This is a genomic window from Herbidospora sakaeratensis, assembly GCF_001570525.1.
GTDB lineage: Bacteria > Actinomycetota > Actinomycetes > Streptosporangiales > Streptosporangiaceae > Herbidospora > Herbidospora sakaeratensis.
Window position 1 is genome coordinate 194003 of the sequence record NZ_BBXC01000009.1, and the last position, 20101, is coordinate 214103.

20 protein-coding genes are annotated in these 20101 nt (G+C 70.2%); 12 read left to right on the forward strand and 8 right to left on the reverse strand.

Going from position 1 to position 20101, the window contains the following annotated elements:
* Positions 1-20: 20 nt before the first annotated feature.
* Positions 21-206, reverse strand: a complete 186-nt coding sequence (locus AW271_RS10855) for a hypothetical protein (RefSeq protein WP_062335503.1) — start codon at positions 204-206, stop codon at positions 21-23.
* Positions 207-323: 117 nt separating this feature from the next.
* Between AW271_RS10855 and AW271_RS10860 the strand changes: the two genes are divergently transcribed.
* Together AW271_RS10860 and AW271_RS10865 are read left to right on the forward strand one after the other, a co-directional pair.
* Positions 324-1100: an SURF1 family protein gene (locus AW271_RS10860; protein ID WP_062335505.1), complete on the forward strand. Its 777-nt coding sequence runs from the start codon at positions 324-326 to the stop codon at positions 1098-1100.
* Positions 1097-1408 carry a DUF3817 domain-containing protein gene (locus AW271_RS10865; protein ID WP_034383168.1) on the forward strand — a complete coding sequence of 104 codons (312 nt, stop codon included), beginning with the start codon at positions 1097-1099 and terminating at the stop codon, positions 1406-1408. The genes AW271_RS10860 and AW271_RS10865 overlap by 4 nt, the downstream gene beginning before the upstream one ends.
* Here AW271_RS10865 and AW271_RS10870 read toward each other — a convergent pair whose 3' ends face one another.
* From AW271_RS10870 to AW271_RS10880, 3 genes are read right to left on the reverse strand one after another with little or no spacing between them, the layout of a single operon-like run.
* Complete coding sequence (locus tag AW271_RS10870) at positions 1409-1600, reverse strand: tail-anchor membrane protein (RefSeq protein WP_030451175.1); 192 nt, start codon at positions 1598-1600, stop codon at positions 1409-1411.
* 52 nt (positions 1601-1652) lie between these two features.
* Positions 1653-2585 (reverse strand): LLM class F420-dependent oxidoreductase, encoded by a 933-nt coding sequence (locus AW271_RS10875; RefSeq protein WP_062335508.1) that lies wholly within the window; start codon positions 2583-2585, stop codon positions 1653-1655.
* 27 nt (positions 2586-2612) lie between these two features.
* The gene (locus AW271_RS10880) at positions 2613-4040 is read right to left on the reverse strand and encodes a carotenoid oxygenase family protein (RefSeq protein ID WP_062335510.1); all 1428 of its coding nucleotides are present in this window, start codon (positions 4038-4040) and stop codon (positions 2613-2615) included.
* A 114-nt stretch (positions 4041-4154) separates the two neighbouring features.
* Between AW271_RS10880 and AW271_RS10885 the strand changes: the two genes are divergently transcribed.
* A complete protein-coding gene (locus AW271_RS10885; RefSeq protein WP_062335512.1) occupies positions 4155-5081 on the forward strand; it encodes a winged helix-turn-helix transcriptional regulator in 927 nt (308 codons plus the stop codon).
* Here the strand turns inward: AW271_RS10885 and AW271_RS10890 are convergent.
* Complete coding sequence (locus AW271_RS10890; protein ID WP_062335515.1) at positions 5071-5523, reverse strand: hemerythrin domain-containing protein; 453 nt, start codon at positions 5521-5523, stop codon at positions 5071-5073. The genes AW271_RS10885 and AW271_RS10890 overlap by 11 nt on opposite strands.
* 118 nt (positions 5524-5641) lie before the next feature.
* Between AW271_RS10890 and AW271_RS10895 the strand changes: the two genes are divergently transcribed.
* Positions 5642-7261: a class I adenylate-forming enzyme family protein gene (locus tag AW271_RS10895; protein WP_062335517.1), complete on the forward strand. Its 1620-nt coding sequence runs from the start codon at positions 5642-5644 to the stop codon at positions 7259-7261.
* Here the strand turns inward: AW271_RS10895 and AW271_RS10900 are convergent.
* Positions 7258-7764 (reverse strand): XRE family transcriptional regulator, encoded by a 507-nt coding sequence (locus tag AW271_RS10900; protein WP_062335519.1) that lies wholly within the window; start codon positions 7762-7764, stop codon positions 7258-7260. The two genes, AW271_RS10895 and AW271_RS10900, sit on opposite strands and share 4 nt — an antisense overlap.
* Positions 7765-7824: 60 nt before the next feature.
* Between AW271_RS10900 and AW271_RS10905 the strand changes: the two genes are divergently transcribed.
* Positions 7825-8958, forward strand: coding sequence for a benzoate/H(+) symporter BenE family transporter (locus AW271_RS10905; protein WP_062335521.1), 1134 nt, complete (start codon positions 7825-7827; stop codon positions 8956-8958).
* Here AW271_RS10905 and AW271_RS39595 read toward each other — a convergent pair.
* Complete coding sequence (locus AW271_RS39595) at positions 8907-10799, reverse strand: prolyl oligopeptidase family serine peptidase (RefSeq protein ID WP_157554022.1); 1893 nt, start codon at positions 10797-10799, stop codon at positions 8907-8909. The two genes, AW271_RS10905 and AW271_RS39595, sit on opposite strands and share 52 nt — an antisense overlap.
* A gap of 47 nt (positions 10800-10846) precedes the next feature.
* Here AW271_RS39595 and AW271_RS10915 point away from each other — a divergent pair, with 47 nt between their 5' ends.
* From AW271_RS10915 to AW271_RS10945, 7 genes are read left to right on the forward strand one after another with little or no spacing between them, the layout of a single operon-like run.
* Complete coding sequence (locus AW271_RS10915; protein ID WP_062335524.1) at positions 10847-12649, forward strand: ABC transporter substrate-binding protein; 1803 nt, start codon at positions 10847-10849, stop codon at positions 12647-12649.
* Between the two features lie 4 nt (positions 12650-12653).
* Positions 12654-13595 carry an ABC transporter permease gene (locus AW271_RS10920; RefSeq protein ID WP_062335526.1) on the forward strand — a complete coding sequence of 314 codons (942 nt, stop codon included), beginning with the start codon at positions 12654-12656 and terminating at the stop codon, positions 13593-13595.
* Complete coding sequence (locus AW271_RS10925; protein ID WP_062335528.1) at positions 13592-14476, forward strand: ABC transporter permease; 885 nt, start codon at positions 13592-13594, stop codon at positions 14474-14476. Before AW271_RS10920 ends, AW271_RS10925 begins: the two co-directional genes overlap by 4 nt.
* Positions 14473-15432 (forward strand): ABC transporter ATP-binding protein, encoded by a 960-nt coding sequence (locus tag AW271_RS10930; RefSeq protein ID WP_062335530.1) that lies wholly within the window; start codon positions 14473-14475, stop codon positions 15430-15432. Before AW271_RS10925 ends, AW271_RS10930 begins: the two co-directional genes overlap by 4 nt.
* On the forward strand, positions 15429-16361 hold the full coding sequence (locus AW271_RS10935; protein ID WP_062335532.1) for an ABC transporter ATP-binding protein: 933 nt from the start codon (positions 15429-15431) through the stop codon (positions 16359-16361). Before AW271_RS10930 ends, AW271_RS10935 begins: the two co-directional genes overlap by 4 nt.
* The gene (locus AW271_RS10940; RefSeq protein WP_062335534.1) at positions 16358-17638 is read left to right on the forward strand and encodes a M20/M25/M40 family metallo-hydrolase; all 1281 of its coding nucleotides are present in this window, start codon (positions 16358-16360) and stop codon (positions 17636-17638) included. The genes AW271_RS10935 and AW271_RS10940 overlap by 4 nt, the downstream gene beginning before the upstream one ends.
* Positions 17635-18654 (forward strand): arginase family protein, encoded by a 1020-nt coding sequence (locus AW271_RS10945; protein WP_062335536.1) that lies wholly within the window; start codon positions 17635-17637, stop codon positions 18652-18654. The genes AW271_RS10940 and AW271_RS10945 overlap by 4 nt, the downstream gene beginning before the upstream one ends.
* Here AW271_RS10945 and AW271_RS10950 read toward each other — a convergent pair.
* Complete coding sequence (locus AW271_RS10950; RefSeq protein ID WP_245653025.1) at positions 18639-20072, reverse strand: ATP-binding protein; 1434 nt, start codon at positions 20070-20072, stop codon at positions 18639-18641. The two genes, AW271_RS10945 and AW271_RS10950, sit on opposite strands and share 16 nt — an antisense overlap.
* Between the last annotated feature and the right edge of the window lie 29 nt (positions 20073-20101).

A 20101-nucleotide genomic window follows, 5' to 3' on the forward strand; every position in this document is an offset into this window, starting at 1 on the left:
TTCTGCTCGTGGAGGTCTTCCTAGGCCAGGAAGGCGAAGTAGCCGACGACCGCCACCACGATCACCAGGGCGACGCCCAGGGCGATGTACAGGGGCAGGCGCGACGACTCCTGCTGCTGGGCCTGCTGCGCGGCCTCTTCCTGGTTACGGGCGAAGGCGCGGAAGGCCTGCGTGTTCCCGGCCGGGTCAACCTGTGGGTCAGACATGGCACGAACTCTAGCGACACACCATGCCCACGAGACACCAATATGTCGTTATTGCTAGTTTTGGGGAATCCGGCCCCATGGCCGGGACCGGTGTGCAAGGCGGATACCTTGTGAGTCATGCTGCGCACCCTGTTCGCTCCCCGGCTGGTGGGCCTCCACCTGCTGGTGATCGGGGTCCTGGTGGCCTTCGCCCTGCTCGGCCGCTGGCAACTCGGCGTCTTCACCGACTCCGGGCAACCCCGGGCCGCCGCCGACCCGGCCCCCGTCGCGCTGACTGACCTCAGCGTCCCCGGTGAACGCGTCACCGCCGACGAGGTCGGCCGCCAGGTCACCGCGACCGGCACCTACGACGCCGCCGCGCAGCTGTTGGTCGCCGACCGCGAACCCGACGTCGCCGCCCCCGGCGGCCGGGCCTCGGCCGGCCAGGGGTTCTGGCTGCTCACCCCGCTGACCCTCACCGACGGCTCGACCATGCCGGTGGTGCGCGGCTGGGTGGCCTCCCCCGACGACCCCGCCGCGGCCGTGCCGCCGGGCGAGGTGAGCGTGACCGGCCGCCTGCGGGCGCCCGACCAGTCGGACGCGGTCCAGCGCGGGGGAACCCTGCCCGCCGGGCAGGTCGCGACCGTCTCGACGGCCGAGCTGATCAACCTGTGGACGGGCGACCTGCGCGACGGCTTCGTCGTGGCCACCCAGCAGACGCCCGCCCTGTCGGCCACCCCGGTGGCCGTGCCCGCCCCCACCCAGGGGGCCGCGCTGACCTGGCGCAACCTGGCCTACGCGGCCCAGTGGTGGATCTTCGCGGCGTTCGCCGTCTACATGTGGTTCCACTTCGTCCGCGACGCCGTCCGAAGCACCGTACGATCTGTTGACCCCGAACCCGAGCCGGAGACGTGACCGTGGAATCCGCCCTCAAGCCGTTTCGAGTGATGGCCTACATCGTGGGCTGCATGCTGCTCGTGCTCGTGACCGGAATGGTCCTGCGCTACGGGTTCGACATCCCCGGGCCGTCGCAGATCATCTCGCCGATCCACGGCTTCCTCTACATGGTCTATCTGGTCGCCACCATCAACCTGGGCCTGAAGGCCCGCTGGTCGTGGGGCTACATCCTGGGCGTGATGCTGGCCGGCACGGTGCCGTTCCTGTCGTTCTACTTCGAACGGCGGGTGACCGACCGGGTTCACGCCCAGGTCGCGGCGGCCTAGCTAGCGGCCGATGCCCCGGCGGCGCAGGCGGAGGATGCGCCGCCGCTGCGATTCGTCGAGCATGAACCAGGCGACGACGGGCGCCCCGAGGAGCCCGACCACCACCAGGAACGAGATGAGTCCGGGCAGCAGCCAGATGGCGAGCAGCGAACCGATGCCCGCACCGACGTAGTACTTGGCGAGTGGCGACATTGGGGCCCCTTCGGATCATTCGCGATGCATCTCAATACTGGACGATGGATCCTCAACGCGCGTCAAGAGCCCGCAGTTCCCTGAGGGTCGCGACGCCGCCCGGGTCGCCGTCGGTGCTCACGGGTATCACGGCCACCTCGTCGACTCCGGCGTCGCGATATTCGGCCAGCCGCTTCTCGGCCGACCGGCCGAGCAGCCCGACCGATTCGAGCAGCTCGTCGGGGATCTCGGCGAGCAGTTCGCGGGGGTGCGGGCGGGTGCGGGCGAACCGCACCACGTCGCCGAACCCGGCCTCGGCGAACATCTCCCCGTAGCCGGGGGCGGCCAGGTAACCGAGCACGCCCCGGCGCAGCTGCTCCATCGCGGCGGCGTCCGCGCTCGCCGAGGCGGTGACCCAGGCGGCCACCCGCGTGCCGCCCGCCGCCCGGAAGTCGTCGACCAGCCGGGCGGCCGAGGCCGGGGTGATCAGGTTGAGCACCATCCGGTCGGCCGTGGCGGCGATCCGCACCGCCTGCGGTCCGAAGGCGGCGACCGTGACCGTGGAACGCGGCGGGTCGAGCCGGAGCCGGTAGCCCGACGACCGGGCGTGCGCCGACTTCTCGCCGTCGAGCAGGCCGCGCAGCACCTCGGCGTGCTCGGCCAGCGCCCGCGCCGAACCCGCGTGGGGGCGGCCGTGCCACTGCTCGACCACGAGCGGGCTGGAGGTGCCGATGGCGACGTCGACCCGTCGGCGCACGAGGTCGGCGACCGAGGCCACGCCCATGGCGATCATCATCGGGTCGCGGACCGCGACGGCGAAGGGGCCGAGGGTCAGGCCGATGTGTTCGGTGGCCAGGCCGACGGCGGTGGCGAGGGCGAAGGCGTCGTAGGTGGCCATCTCGCCGATCCACAGTTCGGGATAGCCGAGGTCGTCGGCCGCCTTGGCGGTGAGCAGGGCGTCGGAGGCCGGTCGGTCCTGCCACAGGCCGAGGGAAACGCTGAGCATCTGGTGCCGTTCTTCGTTCGTGGACGATCAGGGGAGCTGGTCGGACCGTACCCAGGTGGCGTGGAAGCCGAGCGGCACGCGCTGCGGCAGCAGCACCCGGGCCACCGGGCCCTTGGTGATGTCGGCGGCGTCGAGGATCTGCACCTCGGAGCGCTGGTCGCGTTCGTCGGTGACGAAGGTGACCAGGTAGCCGTCGTCCTCGCCCGTGGAGTTGTCGCGAGGGGCGAAGGGGGCCTCGCTGCCGTAGCGGTGCTCGCCGTAGTGGTAGGTCTGCTTCGCGCCGGTCAGGTTGTCGTACTTGACCAGGCCGTCGAAGAGGTTCGTGGGGGCCTGCTTGACCGAGACGTTGTAGGCGTACCGGGACTTGCGGCCGGTCCGGCGCAGGTCGATCGAGGGGAACTCGGTGTTGTGGTCGCCGTCGACGTACTCCTCGGAGGTCGTGCCGGTGGTCAGGTCGAAGCGGTAGCGGTACATGCGGGCGTCGAGCTTGAGGTAGCTGATCATGCGGGCCAGCACGCTGCCGCCGCCGCTGGGGGCCGGGCGGCCGACGCGGCAGACGTCCATGACGATCTCGCGGCCCTCCTCCCACGCGTTGACCACGTGGTAGATGTAGCAGGGCTTGGCCTCGAACCACCTGATCTGGTCGGCCCGGCCGCGCTTGGGGATCACCCCGAACCGCGACGGCAGCGAGCGGTCGAAGGTCAGCTTGTAGCGTCCCTGGCGGGCGGCGTCGAGGTCCTGGTACAGCGGCAGGTCCATCAGGACCGCGTGGTTCTCGGTGATCGCCATGTCGTGGGGGAGCCGGGCGCCCGGCAGGTCGAGGTCGACCAGGTGCTCGACCGTGCCCTGGGGGCCGACCACCCCGTACCGGAGGAACGGCGGTTTGGGCCCGTAGTCGAACCAGAACAGCTCCCCGGTCCGTTCGTCGACTTTCGGATGGGCCATCACGTCGCCGGTCAGCGTGTCCAGGAAGGTCTGCGCGCCCAGCGTCTCCAGCGACAGGGGGTCCATCGTGTACGGGGACCCGCACAGATACCAGGTCGTGAGCAGTCGCCCCTGGTGGAACACGATGTCGGTGTTGGCGGAGTCCTTCAGGTTGAGGCCCCGCACGTTGCCGAACGGGTTGGCCTTCGGGTTCTCCATCACCCCCGTCCACAATGAACGCCCGGCCGCGCTCTCGGCCTCGAACGCGCGGGTGCGCACCCACCGGTTGCGGTAGCGGGCGGCGCCGTTCTCGAAGTGCACGGCGTGCACCATGCCGTCGCCGTCGAACCAGTGGTAGCGGCCCCGCATGGGGAACCGCGCGTTGGGGCCGTTGCGCAGGTAGACGCCGTTGAGGTCCTTCGGGATCTCGCCGACGACTTTCAGCTGGTCACTGGTCAGCTCCTCTTGGACGGGCGCGTACACCCCGAGGAGGTATGGGTTGTCTTCGCCTGATTCGTCCAGAACTTTCATACAGTGACGCTACGGATAAAGAAGTCAGCTCGTCAATGTGCCCTTAGAGTGGGTTATTCGGGTTCATCCAGTAAGCGCGGGGAAACATGCACAGCACCACCTGTCAGGAATCTCATGCCTGAGGCCACCCTGACGGTCGCACCACCTTCGGCCCCGGCCGAAGAGCGGCTCACCCCGATCGGGCAGGCACTCACGATCCTCGGTGACCGATGGGTCCTGATGATCCTCCAGCGGGCCTTCCTCCTCCACGTCCGCACCTTCGCCGGCTGGCGCGACGAACTGGGCATCAGCGAGTCGGTGCTGGCCTCCCGCCTCAAGGAACTGGTCGCCTGCGGCATCTTCGAGATGGCCGCCTACCGCAACGGCCGGATGCGCTACGAATACCGCCTCACCCAGCGCGGCCTCGACCTGTGGTCGCTGCTGGTCGCGATCTACTCGTGGGAACGCGACTGGACCGACCGCGAGCTGCCGCCGCTCATCCACGACGTCTGCGGCCACGAATCGCGCCCGGTGCTGGGCTGCGGCCACTGCCTCAACGTGATGACCGCGCGCGGCACCCACACGGTCCGCGGCCCGAACGCCACCTTCGCCAGCGCGCACGCCCCCCGCCAGCACCGCCGCACCGCGGGCCCCCGCCCCGACTACCTCGGCTACTGCCCCGACGCCATGGAGATCCTGGGCGACCGCTGGTCGACCCACGTGCTGGCCGCCGCCTTCCTGGGCGTGAAGCGGTTCGGCGACTTCCAGGCCGAGATGGGCATCGCGCCCTCGGTGCTCACCGACCGGCTGCGCCGGTTCGTCGACCTCGGCGTCTTCCGCGCCTGCGAGTCGGGCTACCGCCTCACCGAGAAGGGCGTGGCCTTCTTCGAGGTCTTCGCCTTCCTCGTCGCCTGGGCCCAGCGAGAGCTCCCGACGCCACCGGGCTCCACCCTCGACATCACTCACAAGTCCTGCGGCGCCGGGCTCGCTCCCGTGTTGTTGTGCACCGCCTGCGGCGGCGTGCTCGCCCGCCGCGAGGTGCACTTCGACATCAGTGCCTGAAGGTCTCCCTGACCCCTTCGGCCATGACGTGCCGTTCGGCCGCGCTGGTCACCGAGTCCAGTGCGGCGTACTCGTACCTCTCCTCCGCGGTGACGTGGGCGAACACCGTCGCCCTGAGGACTTCCAGATCGCGCGTGAAATCGGGTGAGTCGGGATCGAGGGTTCGGATGAGCTCTCTGACGTGCCCTGCCTCCTTCTTCCGGCTCGCCACGATCTCCGCCCCGCCGTTCAGGCGGGCCAGCGCGACCGGGTGCACGACGACCTCCTCGGCCTCCTCGTGTACGGCCAGCAGCCGCACCAGCCTCCCGAAGGTCTCCCTGCGGTCGGCGGGCTGGCTGCGCTCCACTGCATCGAACAGATCCCTGATCAGGGCGTGCTGACGGGTCAGCACGGTGATCACGTCCAGGTCCTGATCCGGCTCGACGGTGGTGCGGCGGTCCATCCGTGGCCTCCTTTCTGATCTCCTCCGCCTAACCCACACGAATCAGCCGAAACTCGTTGACCCTGGAGACGGGGTTGCCTAATGTTCCGGGCACAATCAAAGAGTCCGGGAGTCCGGTATGAGGCTGCACGCGAAAGATGTCGTCGAGCGTTACACCTCCGCCGGGTGGTGGACTGACGACACCATTGACGAGATGTTGCGGGCTCGCGTTGCCGAACGGCCTGACTTCCTGGCCGTGGCCGACCCCCCGAACAAGCCCGCCCTCATGGCCGGATCCGAGGTCAAGTGGCTGACCTGGGCCGAACTCGACGCCGAGGTCGACCGGGTGGCGGCCGTTCTCCTTGACCACGGGGTGTCCGCCTCCGATGTCGTGGCGGTCCAGTTGCCGAACTCGGTCGAGCTGGCCGTGACCGTGCTGGCCGTGGTGCGCGTCGGCGCCATCGTGACGCCGTTCCCGGTGCAGTTCCGGCGCTACGAGCTGGCCCAGCTGACCCCTCTCGCGTCCGCCTCGGTGTTCGTGACGTCGGCCGACCGGGCGGAGGTCGTCCACGAGATCGGGGTCGAGACCGTCCTCGAATGGGGCGGCGACCTGGAGACCGCGACCGGCGACGCCGGCAAGCTCGCCGCGCACCTCGCGGCGCTGACCGTCGACCCCAACGACTGCGTGACCATCTGCTGGACGTCCGGCACCGAGGCCACGCCCAAGGGGGTGCCGCGGTGCCACTACGACTGGGGCGCGGTCGGCTGGACCTGCGCCGACGCGGTCGGGCTCGGCCCCTCCGACGTGGTTCTGAATCCCTTCCCCATGGTCAACATGGCGGGCATCGGCGGCGTGTTCATGCCGTGGCTCCGGACGGGCTTCGCGCTCATCCAGCACCACCCCTTCGACCTGCCCGTCTATCTGACGCAGGTCGCCTCCGAGCGGGTGACCTACACGCTCGCGCCGCCCGCCCTGCTGACGATGTTGCTGCACAAGCCCGAGGTGCTCGGGCAGTTCGACATCTCGTCCCTGACGCGGATCGGGTCGGGCTCGGCGCCGCTGCCGCCGCCGATGGTGCGGGGGTGGCAGGAGAAGCACGGGATCGCGATCATCAACTTCTTCGGGTCGAACGAGGGCATCGCTCTCCTCTCCGACCCCGAGACGATGCCCGACCCTGACGACCGGGCTCGCTATTTCCCCCGGCCCGACGCTCCGGGGACCTCGTGGCCGGGGACGCTCGGCGGGACCTCGGTGAAGCTGTTCTCGCACGACGGGACCGAGGTGACCACCGAGGGGGTGCCCGGGGAGCTGCGGCTGTCCGGGCCCACCGTGTTCGCCGGGTATCTCGCCGGGACCGCCGAGGCCGACCCCTTCGACGACGACGGTTACCTCGTCACCGGGGACGTGTTCGAGCTGGCCCAGGGGCGGTATCTGCGGTACGTCGACCGGGCCAAGGATCTGATCATCCGGGGCGGGATGAACATCGCGCCGGCCGAGGTCGAGGCGCTGCTCGCCGGGCATCCGGCCGTGGCCGAGGTGGCGGTGGTGGGGTATCCGGACGCGGTGCTGGGCGAGAAGGCGTGCGCGATGGTCGTGGTCAAGCCCGACATGTCGGTGACGCTGGAGTCGCTGGTGGAGTTCCTGCGGGACACGGGGGTGGCGTCGTACAAGCTGCCGGAGCGGCTGGAAGTGGTCGAGGCACTGCCGCGCAACTCTCTCGGCAAGATCCTCAAGCGGGAACTGCGCGAGACCCTTTAGGGGTAGCGGATCAGCAGACTCGCCTGCACGTCTTCCGGGCCCCTCGCCGCATAGAGGTGAGGGGTGTCCGACGTCCACACCAGATGGTCGCCCGGCCCGCCCCTCAGCGGTGACGCCTCTGGCCCCACCTCGGCCGCGCCGGTGAAGATCGTCAGGTGTTCGGTCACGCCCGGGCCGTGGGCCGGGGAGATCTGCGACGTGCCCGCCTTGATGACCAGCCGATAGAGCTCATAGGTCACCGTCGCGTCGGTGAACGATTCGAGCAGCTGTCCTTCGACCGCCACGTCGGGCAGCACCGCAGGTGACGACAGCAATGCCGTCAGCGGCACCTCCAGGGCCGCCGTCACCTTCCACAACGTCTCCATGGTCGGGTTCCGCGTCCCGGTCTCCAGGCCCGACATCGTCGCCTTGCCCACTCCGGCCAGTCGCGACAGGGCCGACAACGACATGCCCTTCGTCTCGCGTAGTTCGCGGAGGCGGCGGCCTATCTCTTGGGCGTCCACGTCGGTTATCCTCCCTCACGCCACAAGCGTTCCGTTTATGGAACGATAGGAGGAGCACCCATGGTCCAGCCCATCGTCGCGGGCGTCGTCACCGCCGTCGTCGGGTTCGCGAGTTCGTTCGCGATCCTGCTCGGCGGCTTCCAGGCCGTGGGGGCGAGCCCGGCCCAGGCCGCCTCCGGGCTGCTCGCGGCCTGCCTCGCCGTGGGGGTCGGCTCGATGTGGCTCTCGTTGCGGTATCGCATGCCCATCGTGATCGCCTGGTCGACGCCCGGCGCGGCGCTGCTCGCGTCCACCGGGGCGGTCGAGGGCGGGTTCGCCACCGCCGTGGGGGCGTTCCTCGTCTCGGCGGCGCTGATCGTGATCGCCGGGTTGTTCACGCCGCTGGGGCGGTGGATCGCCGCCATCCCGCAGCCCATCGCCGCCGCCATGCTCGCGGGGGTGCTGCTCCAGCTGTGTCTCGCGCCGGTGCAGGCCGTCGTGCAGGTGCCGCAACTGGCCGTGCCGGTCGTGCTCGTGTGGCTGGTGCTGATGCGGTTCGCCCGGACGTGGGCGGTGCCCGCGGCGCTGGTGGTGGCCGTCGTGCTCATCGCGGCGCCCGTCGACGCCGGGTGGCCGCGGCTCGCCCTCACCGCGCCGCAGTTCACCGTGCAGGGGGTGGTGTCGATCGCCGTTCCGCTGTTCCTGGTGACCATGGCGTCCCAGAACGTGCCGGGGATGGCGGTCATGGCGGGGTTCGGTTATCGGGTTCCGCTGGCGAGCGCCCTGCGGGTCACCGGGGTCGCCTCGGCCGCCGCCGCGCCGTTCGGGGGGCACGCGGTCAACCTCGCCGCCATCTCGGCGGCGTTGTCGGCCGGGCCCGACGCCGAGCCCGATCCGGCGCGCAGGTGGATCGCGTCCACGACCTCGGGGGTGGCGATGATCTGCCTCGGGTTGTCGGCGGCGGTCGCGACCTCGTTCGTGGTGCAGTCGCCGCCGATCCTCATCCAGGGCGTCGCGGGGCTGGCCCTTCTCGGGGCGCTGACCTCGGCCATCAGGAACATCGAGGGGGAGGCGGCCATCATCACCTTTCTGGTGACCGCCTCAGGGGTGAGTTTCCTCGGCGTCGGGGCCGCGTTCTGGGGGCTGGTCGCGGGCGGGGTCGTTCACGTCTTCTTCAGCGCCTCCAGGACGAAGGAGAAGATCTCCGCCTCGTAGTGCAGGCGGGCGTAGCGGCCGGTCGGGCCCGAGTGGCCGCCGTCCTCCACCTCGACCCGGAACAGCGGGTCGGCGCCCTTGGCGCGGAGGGCGGCGACCCATTTGGCCGGCTCGTGCACCAGCACCCGGGGGTCGTTGACCGCGCCCGTCACCAGCAGGGGCGGCAGGTCGCCGCTCGGGATGTTGTCGTAGGGGGAGTAGGCGAGCATCCAGGTGAAGTCGTCGAGGCGGCGGGGGTCGCCCCATTCGTCCCACTCGTTCACCGTCAGGGGGATGGTGTCGTCGAGCATCGTCGTGACGACGTCCACGAACGGCACTTCGGCCACCACGGCCGCCCACAGGTCGGGGCGCATGCCGTAGACGGCGGCCTGGAGCAGGCCGCCGGCCGACAGGCCGCGGGTGGCGATGCCCGACACCAGGGGGCGGAGATGCTCGGCGGCGGCGATGTGGTCGGTGAAGGTCGTCGGCTTGCGGGACAGGCGGCCGGCCTGCCACCAGGCGCGGCCCATCTCGCCGCCGCCCCTGACGTGGGCGTGCGCGAAGACCGCGCCCTGGTCGAGGAAGGCCGACAGGGCGGCGTCCCAGGTCGGGTCGAAGACGGCCTCGTAGGCGCCGTAGCCGTAGAGCAGGCAGGGCGCGCTTCCGTCGAGGGGCACGTCGGCGCGGCGGACGACCGTGATCGGGATCTCCACGCCGTCGGGGGCCGGGGCCCAGAGGCGTTCGCTCACGTAGCCGTCGTGGCGGGGGTTCTCCTTCAGCAGCTTCCGTACGCCGGACGCCAGCGTCAGCCGCCACCACTGCGTCGGTTCGCTGTACGACCCCGTCTCGAAGATCACCGAATCGGTCAGGTACTCCTCGTTGTGCACCAGGGCGATCCGGCCGCAGGCCACCGGGGGATGCACCTCGTACGACGTCCCGTCGTCGCCCAGCACCCGCAGCAGCGGGTCGCCGCCCCGGCGCAGCGTCAGCACCTTGTGGCCGTCGAAGCAGTCGACCGAGTGGATGCGCTCCCCGGGCAGCGGCGGCACGCCGACCACCCGGAACTCCGAGTGCCCCTCGTCGGTCCAGGTCACCAGGCCGTCGAGGGTGGCGTCGCAGTGGTATTCGACGCCCGGACGCCGTCCGCCGACCGACTCGGGCACCCCGTCGTTCACCGACCACACCTCGGTCGTGTCGCGGCTGGCGGCGGTGATCAGCAGGTGGGTGCCCGAGCGCGTCGCCCGCACGGTCAGCTCGAACCGGCGGTCGCCCTCGCGCAGCACCACCTCGTCGGCGCCCGTAGAGATGTCGTATCGGCGCACCTCGCACGGGCGGTACACCTCGTCCACCACCGTGTAGTAGAACCACCCGTCGGCCCAGCCGCCCGTGTAATAGGTGCCGCCGATGCTGACCGGCAGGTCCTCCAGCGTCTCCAAGCAGCGGAAGCGCAGGTCGTAGACCTCGTCGCCGGTCACGTCGATCGAATAGGCCAGCCAGCGCCCGTCGGGCGACACCTCGCGCACGCCCAGTTCGACGTAGTCGCCGAACGCGTCGAGGTCAAGGAGGACCTGGTCGGAAGCATCACGCTTTCGTCTGAATTCGCCGAACTCTCTTCCGGCGTCAATCCGCGTGTAGTAGACAAAGGCCCCATGACGCCAACTGACTGAAGACTCAGTCTCAGGCGTCCGTCCAGCCATTATGGCTGCGAGATGCTGCCGAAAGGGGGCGGTGTGGGCGATCCGGGACTCGTAGCGCCGCCGCTCGGAACTGAGCACGTCTCGTACCGCCACGGGGTCTCTCATCCAGGCGTGGTCGTCGATCCGCTCGATGCCGTGCAGTTTGTGCACTACCGGGTGTGTCATGGCAGGACAGTACCGATTTGGAGCGACTCCCGCCCCCGGAGGACGATATGCACCATTTCGTCATCAGAGCACTGACCTTCGCACTCGCCGGAGGGCTCCTGTCCACCCCCCTCAGTCCGACGCCCGCCGCCCCGAAGGTCACCTTCACGATCGGGATCCAGTCGGACGTCGACTCCACGAACCCGTTCACGGGCATCGTCGTGGAGGCGTATGAGACCTACGCGCTCATGTACGACTACCTCACCACCTCCAGCGCCAAGGACGTCTCCCCGCAGCCGTCCCTCGCCGAGTCCTACAGCGAGGCGCCGGACAAGAAGTCGTGGACGTACAAGATCAGAGCCGGGGTCAAATGGTCGGACGGGCAGCCGCTGACGGCACGCGACGCCGCGTACACCTTCAACCGGATCATCGACGGCGACTTCGAGCAGACCAACTACGGCAACTACGTCGCCAACATCGACAAGGCCGAGGCGACCGACGACACCACGCTGGTCCTGCACGTCAAGCAGCCGACGCCGATCATGGAACGGCTGGCCGTGCCGATCCTGCCCGAGCACGTCTGGAAGGACGTCGACGGGAAGGCGGTCAAGTCGTACGCCAACGAACCCGAGAACGGTCAGCCGGTCGTCGGCTCCGGCCCCTTCCAGCTGGTCGAGCGGCGGAAGGGGCAGTACCTCCGGTTCGCCGCGAACAAGAACTACTGGCAGGGCGCGCCCAAGTTCGACGAACTGGTCTTCCGGGTCTTCACCAACGCCGACGCCGAGGCGCAGGCGCTGGTGAGAGGTGAGATCGACTTCGCCTACGACCTGCAGAGCAACGTCTTCAACTCGCTCAAGGACAAGCCGGGCGTCACGACCCGCAGCTCGGAGTACTCCGGCTTCAACGAGATCGCCTTCAACACCGGCGCGGCCCTGGCCGACGGCACCCCGATCGGCGACGGGCACGAGGCGCTGAAGAACAAGCAGGTCCGGCTGGCCATCTCGCACGCCATCGACCGGCAGACCCTCGTCGACCGGGTGCTCAACGGGCACGGCTCGCCGGGTGACACCTTCATCCCGCCGGTCTATCCGCTGCTGCACCACACGCCGGCCGCGCCGCAGAACTTCGACCTGGCCAAGGCCAACCAGCTGCTCGATGCGGCCGGATACGCGAAGAAGGCCGACGGCACCCGGTTCGCGCTGCGGCTGTTCGCGCGGCAGGAGTCGCAGGACTCGCAGAGCACCGCGGAGTTCGTGAAGAGCTGGCTGAAGGAGATCGGCATCGACGTCACCGTCAAGGTGATGTCGGAGGACACCCTCACCGAGGTCATCGGCCAGGGCGACTACGACATGTTCGAGTGGGGCTGGGTGGTCGAACCCGACCCCGACTACCAGATGTCTGTCTTCACCTGCGGCAAGCGCAGCTACAAGGACGGCGACGCGATCTACGCCGACCTGTCGGACTCCTTCTACTGCAACCCCGCCTACGACGAGCTCTACGAGCAGCAGGCCGGGGAGACCGACCAGGCGAAGCGCGCCGAACTGGCCAAGCGCATGCAGCAGATGGTCCACGACGACGCGGCGTACGCCATCACCTACTACTACAACGACCTGGTCGCCTACCGGAGCGACCGCTGGACCGGCTTCACCCCGCAGCCCGACCCCGACGGCTCGTTGCTGTTCCAGTACGGCGTGCACTCCTATCTGACGATGGCGCCCGTCACGGCCACCGAGAAGCCGCAGGCCGCTTCGTCGAGCGGTGTCAACGGCGCGCTGATCGGCGGGATCGTGGCCGGGGTGGTCGTGCTGGCCGGCGCGGCGTTCCTGGTCACGCGGCGGCGCTCGTCGGCCTCCGCCGACGACCGGGAGTGAGCCGGTGCGCGGCTACGTCCTGAAGAAGGTCGGCTGGTCGATCGGCACCCTGCTGTTCGTCGTGGTCTTCAACTTCTTCCTGTTCCGGTTGCTGCCGGGCGACCCGATCGGCCTCTACACGCGGGGCCGGAACATGTCGCCCGAGCAGCTGATCCGGCTGCGGCAGCAGCTCAACCGGCCCGTCGGCGAGCAGTTCGTCGAGTACCTGGCCAACCCGTTCGCCTCGGCGATCAACTCGACCCGGTTCAACCGGCCGGTCTGGGAGATCATCGGCGAGCGGGTCTGGCCGACCGTGCTGCTCGTCGGCACCGCGGTGCTCGTGGCGGCGCTGGCGGGGGTCTGGCTGGGCATCCGCAGCGGGTGGCGGCGCGGGTCGCGGTTCGACCGGATCACGACCGGGACGACCAACACGCTCTACGCGATGCCGGAGTTCTGGGTCGGCATGATGCTGATCATGTGGCTGCCGTTCTTCCCGAGCGGCGGCATCAACTCGGTCGGGGTGTCGGGCTTCTTCGCCACGGCGGCCGACACGCTCTGGCACATGGTGCTGCCGGTGACCGCGCTCGCCATCGTCTACCTGGCCGAGTACACCTCGATCATGCGGGCCTCGCTGGTCGACGAACTGCGGCAGGACTACCTGACGCTGGCCCGCGCCAAGGGCCTGCGCGAAGACCTGGTCAGGCGGCGGCACGCGGTGCCGAACGCGCTGCTGCCGACCATGACGCTCATCTTCCTCAACCTCGGCTTCGTGATCGGCGGGGCCATCACCGTCGAGTACGTCTTCTCCTGGCCCGGTCTGGGGCTGCTCACCGCCGAGGCGCTGCGCGGGCCCGACATCCCCCTGCTGCAGGCGGTGTTCCTGCTCTTCTCCCTCGGGGTGATCGTGTTCACACTGCTGGCGGACCTGCTGTACGCCGTACTGGACCCACGGGTGAGCACCCAGTGACGGCGATCGCGTGGCAGCGGCGGCGCGCCACCGCCTCCCGGTTCTGGGCCGACTTCCGGTCGCACCGGTCGGCGCTCGTGGGGCTGGGCATCCTGCTGTTCTTCGGGCTGGTCGCCGTGTTCGCCCCGGTGCTGGCCGACCCCGCCGGGCTCGACGTCACCAAGGCGACCGCCCCGGCGCACGCCGCGCCGTCGGCCGACTACTGGCTCGGCACCGACCAGAACGGCCGGTCGGTGCTCACGCTGCTCGTCCACGGCACCCGGGTGTCCCTGATCGTCGGGCTGGCGGCCACCGCCATCGCCATCGTCATCGGCACGATCGTCGGCGTCATGGCCGGGTTCTACGGCGGCTGGGCGCGCTCGACGCTGATGGGGTTCACCGACTGGTTCCTCGTCATCCCGTTCCTGCCGCTGGCCATCGTGATGGCCACCGTGCTGGGGGCCTCGCTGCTGAACATCGTCATCGTCATCGGGGTGACGTCGTGGCCCGGCACCGCCCGGCTGGTCTGCGCGCAGACGCTGAGCGTGCGGGAGCGGCCGTACATGGAACGGGCGCGGGCGCTCGGCGGCGGCGACTGGCACCAGATGACCCGGCACATCCTGCCCAACGTGATGCCGCTGGTGCTCGCCCATGTGGTTCTGACCGTGTCGGTGGCGATCCTGTCGGAGACGACGCTGTCGTTCCTCGGGCTGGGCGACCCGACCCGGCCGTCGTGGGGCTACATCCTCGACAACGCCTACGGGACCGGGGCGATGTCGAACGGCGAATGGTGGTTCGTGCTGCCGCCGGGCCTGTGCGTGGTGCTGGTCGTGCTGGCGTTCACGCTGGTCGGGCGGGCGCTGGAGGTCGTGCTGAACCCACGTCTGCGGGAGGGGTCATGAGCCTGCTGGAGTTGCGGGACCTGTCGGTCACCTACGCCGGGGACGTGCCCGCCGTGCGCGGGGTGTCGCTGGGCGTCGCGCCGGGCGAGGTGCTCGGCGTCGCGGGCGAGTCGGGCTGCGGCAAGTCGACCATCACCAACGCGGTGCTGCGGCTGCTGCCGAAGTCGGCGCGGATCGGCGGATCGGTGCTGCTCGACGGCGAGGACGTCTACGGCATGTCGTTCGGCCGCCTGCGGGCCGTCAGGTGGGCCACGGCGTCGATCGTGTTCCAGGGGGCGCTGCACTCGCTCAACGCGGTGCAGAGCATCGGCCGCCAGATCGCCGAGCCCATCCTCCTGCACGAGCCGAAGACCTCGCGCAAGGCCGCCGACCTGCGGGTCGGCGAGCTGCTGGAGCAGGTCGGGCTGCCGGCCCGGCGCGCCCGCGACTACCCCCACCAGCTGTCGGGCGGCCAGCGGCAGCGGGTGATGATCGCGCTCGCGCTGGCCTGCCGGCCCCGGCTCGTCATCGCCGACGAGCCGACCACCGCGCTCGACGTGATGGTCCAGGCCCAGGTGCTGCAACTGCTGTCGGGGCTGGTCAAGGACCTGGGGCTGGCGCTGGTGCTGATCTCCCACGACCTGTCGGTGCTCGGCACGACCTGCGACCGCGTCGCCGTCATGTACGCCGGGAAGGTCGTCGAGGAGGGCCCGGCCTCGGTCGTCTTCGACGACTCGCGGCACCCCTACAGCGGCGCGCTCGCCGGAGCCTTCCCCCGCGTCGGCGACCCCCGGTTCCGGTACGCCCCCGCCGGGCTGGCCGGCGATCCCCCCTATCCGGGCGACCTCCCGCCGGGCTGCCCGTTCCATCCGCGCTGCCCGGTCGCGGTCGACCGGTGCTCGTCGGCCGACGTCGAGCTGGTCGAGGTGGCGGCCGGGCGGCGGGCCGCCTGCCTGCTCGCCGGGGAGGCGTCATGAGCGCACTGGCCGCACGCAACCTCTCGGTCCGCTTCGGGACGGCCCGCGCGGTCGACGGGGTCGACCTGGAGATCGGTTCCGGCGAGATCGTCGCGCTGGTCGGGGAATCGGGCTGCGGCAAGTCGTCGCTGGCCCGCGCCCTGCTCGGGCTGGTACGCCCCTCCGAAGGCACGGTCGAACACGCCGGCCGCCCCCTCGATTACCGCCGGCTGAAGGCGTTCCGGCGGCACGTCCAGCTCGTCCTCCAGGACCCGAGCGGGTCGCTGAACCCCCGCCACACCGTCTACGAGGCCGTGGCCGAAGGGCTCAGGATCCACCAGGTGCCCGGCGACGAACGTGAACTCGTCGCCGCCGCGCTGGCCAAGGCCGGGCTGCGCCCGCCGGAACGGTTCTACCTCCGCTACCCGCACGAGTTGTCCGGCGGGCAGCGGCAGCGGGTGGTGATCGCCGGGGCGCTCGTGCTGGAACCCGACGTGCTGGTCGCCGACGAGCCCGTGTCGTCGCTCGACGCCTCGGTGCGCGGCGAGATCCTGGCGCTGCTGCTCCGGCTGCGCACCGAACTCGGGTTGTCGTTGCTGGTGGTGACGCACGACCTCGGGCTGGCCTGGAACATCGCCGACCGGGTGGCGGTCATGTACCTGGGCCGCATCGTCGAGACCGGCGACACGGCCGAGGTGCTGACGGCGCCGCGGCATCCGTACACCAAGGCGTTGTTGTCGGTGGTGCCGGAGATCGCCCGGCAGGAGCCGATCGTGCTCAAGGGCGAGGCCCCCGACCCGTCGCGGATCCCGGCCGGCTGCCGCTTCCGCCCCCGCTGCCCCGCCTACGCCGCCGGGCTGCCCGCCGACCTGGCCGACCGTTGCGAGAAGGAGAACCTGCCCGTGCTGCCCGCCGACCTCGGCCACCATGCCGCCTGCGTCCTGCCATGAGCGACGTCGGGACGATCTGCTCCGATCTGATCAGGATCGACACCACCAACGAGGGCGACAACCGGGGCCGGGGCGAACGCGGCGCGGCCGAGTACGTCGCCACGCTGCTCTCCGACGCCGGGGTCGACGCGACGATCCTGGAGTCGTCGCGCGGCCGGTCGAACGTGGTCGCGCGGGTGCGCGGCACCTCCGACGCCGACCCCTTCCTCATCCACGGTCACCTCGACGTGGTGCCCGCCGTGGCGGGCGACTGGGCGGTCCACCCGTTCTCCGGCGAGATCGTCGACGGGGTCGTGTGGGGACGCGGCGCGGTCGACATGAAGGGCACCTGCGCGATGACCCTCGCCCTCGTGCGCGACTGGGCCGCGCGCGGGCTGCGGCCGGCGCGCGACGTCGTGCTCGCCTTCACGGCCGACGAGGAGGCGACCGGGGAGTACGGGTCGTACTACCTGGCCCGGGAGCACGCCGGCTGGTTCGAGGGGGTGCGCGAGGCGATCAGCGAGGACGGCGGCTACTGCGTCGTCCACGAGGGGAAACGCGTCTACCCCGTGGCGGTCGGCGAGCAGGGCATGGCGTGGATGCGGCTGACCGCCGACGGCGTCGCCCAGCACGGCTCGCTGCGCGCGGTCGACAACGCGGTGGCCGAGATGTGCCACGCGATGTCGCGGCTGGCGGCGTACGAGTGGCCGATCCAGCTCACCCCCGGGGTCGTGAGCATGCTCGACGGGATCTCCCGGGCACTCGGCGTCGAGCTGGACATGTGCGATCTGGACGGGGAGGCCCGGCGGCTCGGCCAGGTGGGGGAGCTGTTCGCCCACGTGCTGCGCAACTCGGCGAACGTGACGATGCTGGCCGCCGGATACAAGGTCAACGTGATCCCCGGCTCGGCGTCGGCGCAGGTCGACGGCCGCTTCCTGCCCGGTTCGCGGGACGAGTTCCTGGCCACCGTCGACTCCCTGCTGGGGCCGAAGGTGCGCCGCGAGTTCGTCTGCTTCGAGGACGCGCCGGAGGCCGACCCCGGCGGCCCCACCTTCGACGCCCTCTGCGCCTCGCTGGTCGCCGAGGACCCGGAGGCGCTGCCCGTCCCGTACGTGATGAGCGGCGGCACCGACGCCAAGGCCTTTCACGAGCTGGGCATCGTGACCTACGGCTTCGCGCCGCTGGCGCTGCCGGAGGGGTTCGACTACAACGCGATGTTCCACGGCGTGGACGAACGGGTGCCCGTCAGCGCCCTGGAGTTCGGCGTGCGGGTGCTCGACCGGTTCTTCCGCCCGTGATCGGCGTCTGGTCGCCCTCGACCCTGCTGCACGACCCGTCGGCGGAGATCTGGATCGGGCTGCGCACCCCCGGCACCGAGGTGGCCGAACGGGTGCGGCGCATCCGCTCGGCCGTGCCCGCGACCTGGGTCGAGGCGTCGGCGGTGCCATGGTCCGTGCTGACCTCGGTGCACGCCGAGGGGCTGCTGCTTCATCTGCGCGACGTCTACGCGGAGTGGGTCGCGGGCGGTTACCCGCAGGACCGGGTGGTGCCCTACGTGTTCCCCACGGCGGCCATGCTCGGCGGCCTGCCCGGACGGTCGCCGGCGGCGGTGCACGGGCGGGCGGGGCGGTACGCGTACGACACGATGACCCTGGTCGGACCCGGGACGTGGGAGGCGGCGCTGATGGCGGCGAGCGCGGCGTGGACGGCCGCCCGCCGGGTGTCCCAGGGCCCGGCCTACGCGTTGTGCCGCCCGCCCGGGCACCACGCGACGCGGGACGGTTACGGCGGCTCGTGCTACCTGAACAACGCGGCCGTGGCCGCGGAGACGCTGCGTGCGGAGGGATACGCGAAGGTCGCCGTCATCGACGTGGACGCCCACCACGGCAACGGGACCCAGGCGATCTTCTGGGAGCGGGACGACGTCTTCTACGGCAGCGTGCACGTCGATCCGGGGGCGGGCTGGTTCCCCCACTACGTCGGCTTCGCCGACGAGACCGGCGGCGGGACGACCCTGAACGTCCCCGTCGCGCCCGAGTCGGGAGACGCGGTGTGGCTGGCCGGAGTGGCCCGGTTGTGCGAGGCCGCGGCCCGGTTCGGAGCCGAGGCTTTGGTCGTCTCCCTCGGCGTGGACGCCGCCGCCGACGACCCGGAGAGCCCGCTGCGCGTCACCCGGGACGGGTATCTCGCGACCGGGCGGCTGCTCGGCGGGCTGGGGTTGCCGACGGTGGCGGTGCAGGAGGGCGGCTACCACCTGGAGACGCTGGGGCCGCTGGTGGCGGCGACGTTGCGGGGAATTCAGTCGCCTTCGTAGAGGCGGTCGAGACCGATCAGCTGGACACGGCCGTTGCTCTCGCGGGCTGCCTCTTCGAGCTGCGGCATGAACCCCGCGCCGCTGAACAGCAGCAGCCGCCGGGCCGGACGGAGGGCGGCGATCTTCTCCAGGCGGGCCAGCTGACCCAGGCCGATCACGTCTCCCCACTTCACCTCGCCCAGCGCGAGGAGTTCGCCGTCGGAACTGAAGGCCGCCAGGTCGACCTCGTGGCTCTGGCGGGTCGAGGAGTCGTACACGACGCCGGAAAGGACCTTGGACGGCATGCCGCCGAGGGTCTCGTCGGAGGCCATGTCGGCCGTCCACACCCGGCACATACGCTCGAAGACCGGGCCGGCGACCTGGCTGGGGAAGATGTTCTTCCGCGCGGCTCCCCAGATCGCCTCGGTGCGGCCCAGACGCACGGTCTCGAGCGAGGCCCAGTTGGGCCGCATGATCGCGTAGTAGAACCGGACCAGCGGTTCGGTGATCCGGTAGTAGGAGCGGCCGGGCCGGAACGCGTCTTTGTCGGTGACCAGCAGACCCGCGTCTTCCAGGACCGTCAGCTGGTGGGAGATGTCGGTGGCCTTGCGTTCAAGTCGGCTCGCGATCCCGCCCCTCGTGTTGTTGCCTTCGGCGACGGCGGTCAGAACCGCGCTGTAGAGGCCGCTCTCATAGATCGTCGGATCTTCGGCGAGCAGCATGCGGACTTCACGGAAGAGCGGGTTCGCCGGATTGAGAACGTATCTCATCACCCAGTTGTCGAACTCGTCGGCTCTCTGCGGAGTGTCGTCATAGAGGTGTTCGGCCCGGTAGGCGGGGGTGCCGCCCAGGACGAAGTAGACGATTGCCGCCAGCCGGTAATCCCGGAATCCCCAGTAGTCGGCGGCCACCCGGAAGTTGAAAGTCGGGACGATGAGCTCGAGGCCGGCCCGACCGCGCAAGGGCGCCTGGCCCGCCAGCAAGCCGCCCATGAACGAGATCGACGACCCGCACAACAACAGCCTCGCCCGTGAGGAGAGTCGTTGTGCCCGGCGAGGCGCCAAGGCGTGCTGGATGACCGAAGGTAGTTCCTTTGACTGGCGCACGAGATAGGGGAATTCGTCGAGCACGACGGGGATCGGCCGCTCGGTGGCGAGTGCGAGCAGGCTGTCGATGGCCTCCCCCCAGCTTTGGAAGTTGTAAGAGGCAGGGGCGCCGGTGAAGCGTCTGAGCGCTTGCCCGAGTTCGTGCAGTGCTTCATGTTTGGGCATCGCTTCCAGGGCTCCGTAATAGAACCCGCCGGTCGCCTCGCACATGGCCTGCAGGAGGAACGTCTTTCCCTGGCGTCGTCTGCCGGACACCACACCCAGAGTCGCTCTTTCGACCGTGCTGGTCACGAACTGTGAGAGCTGAGCCCACTCCCACTCGCGGTCGAACATGTCGGAAGGTTTGTCGATCATCGGCCACC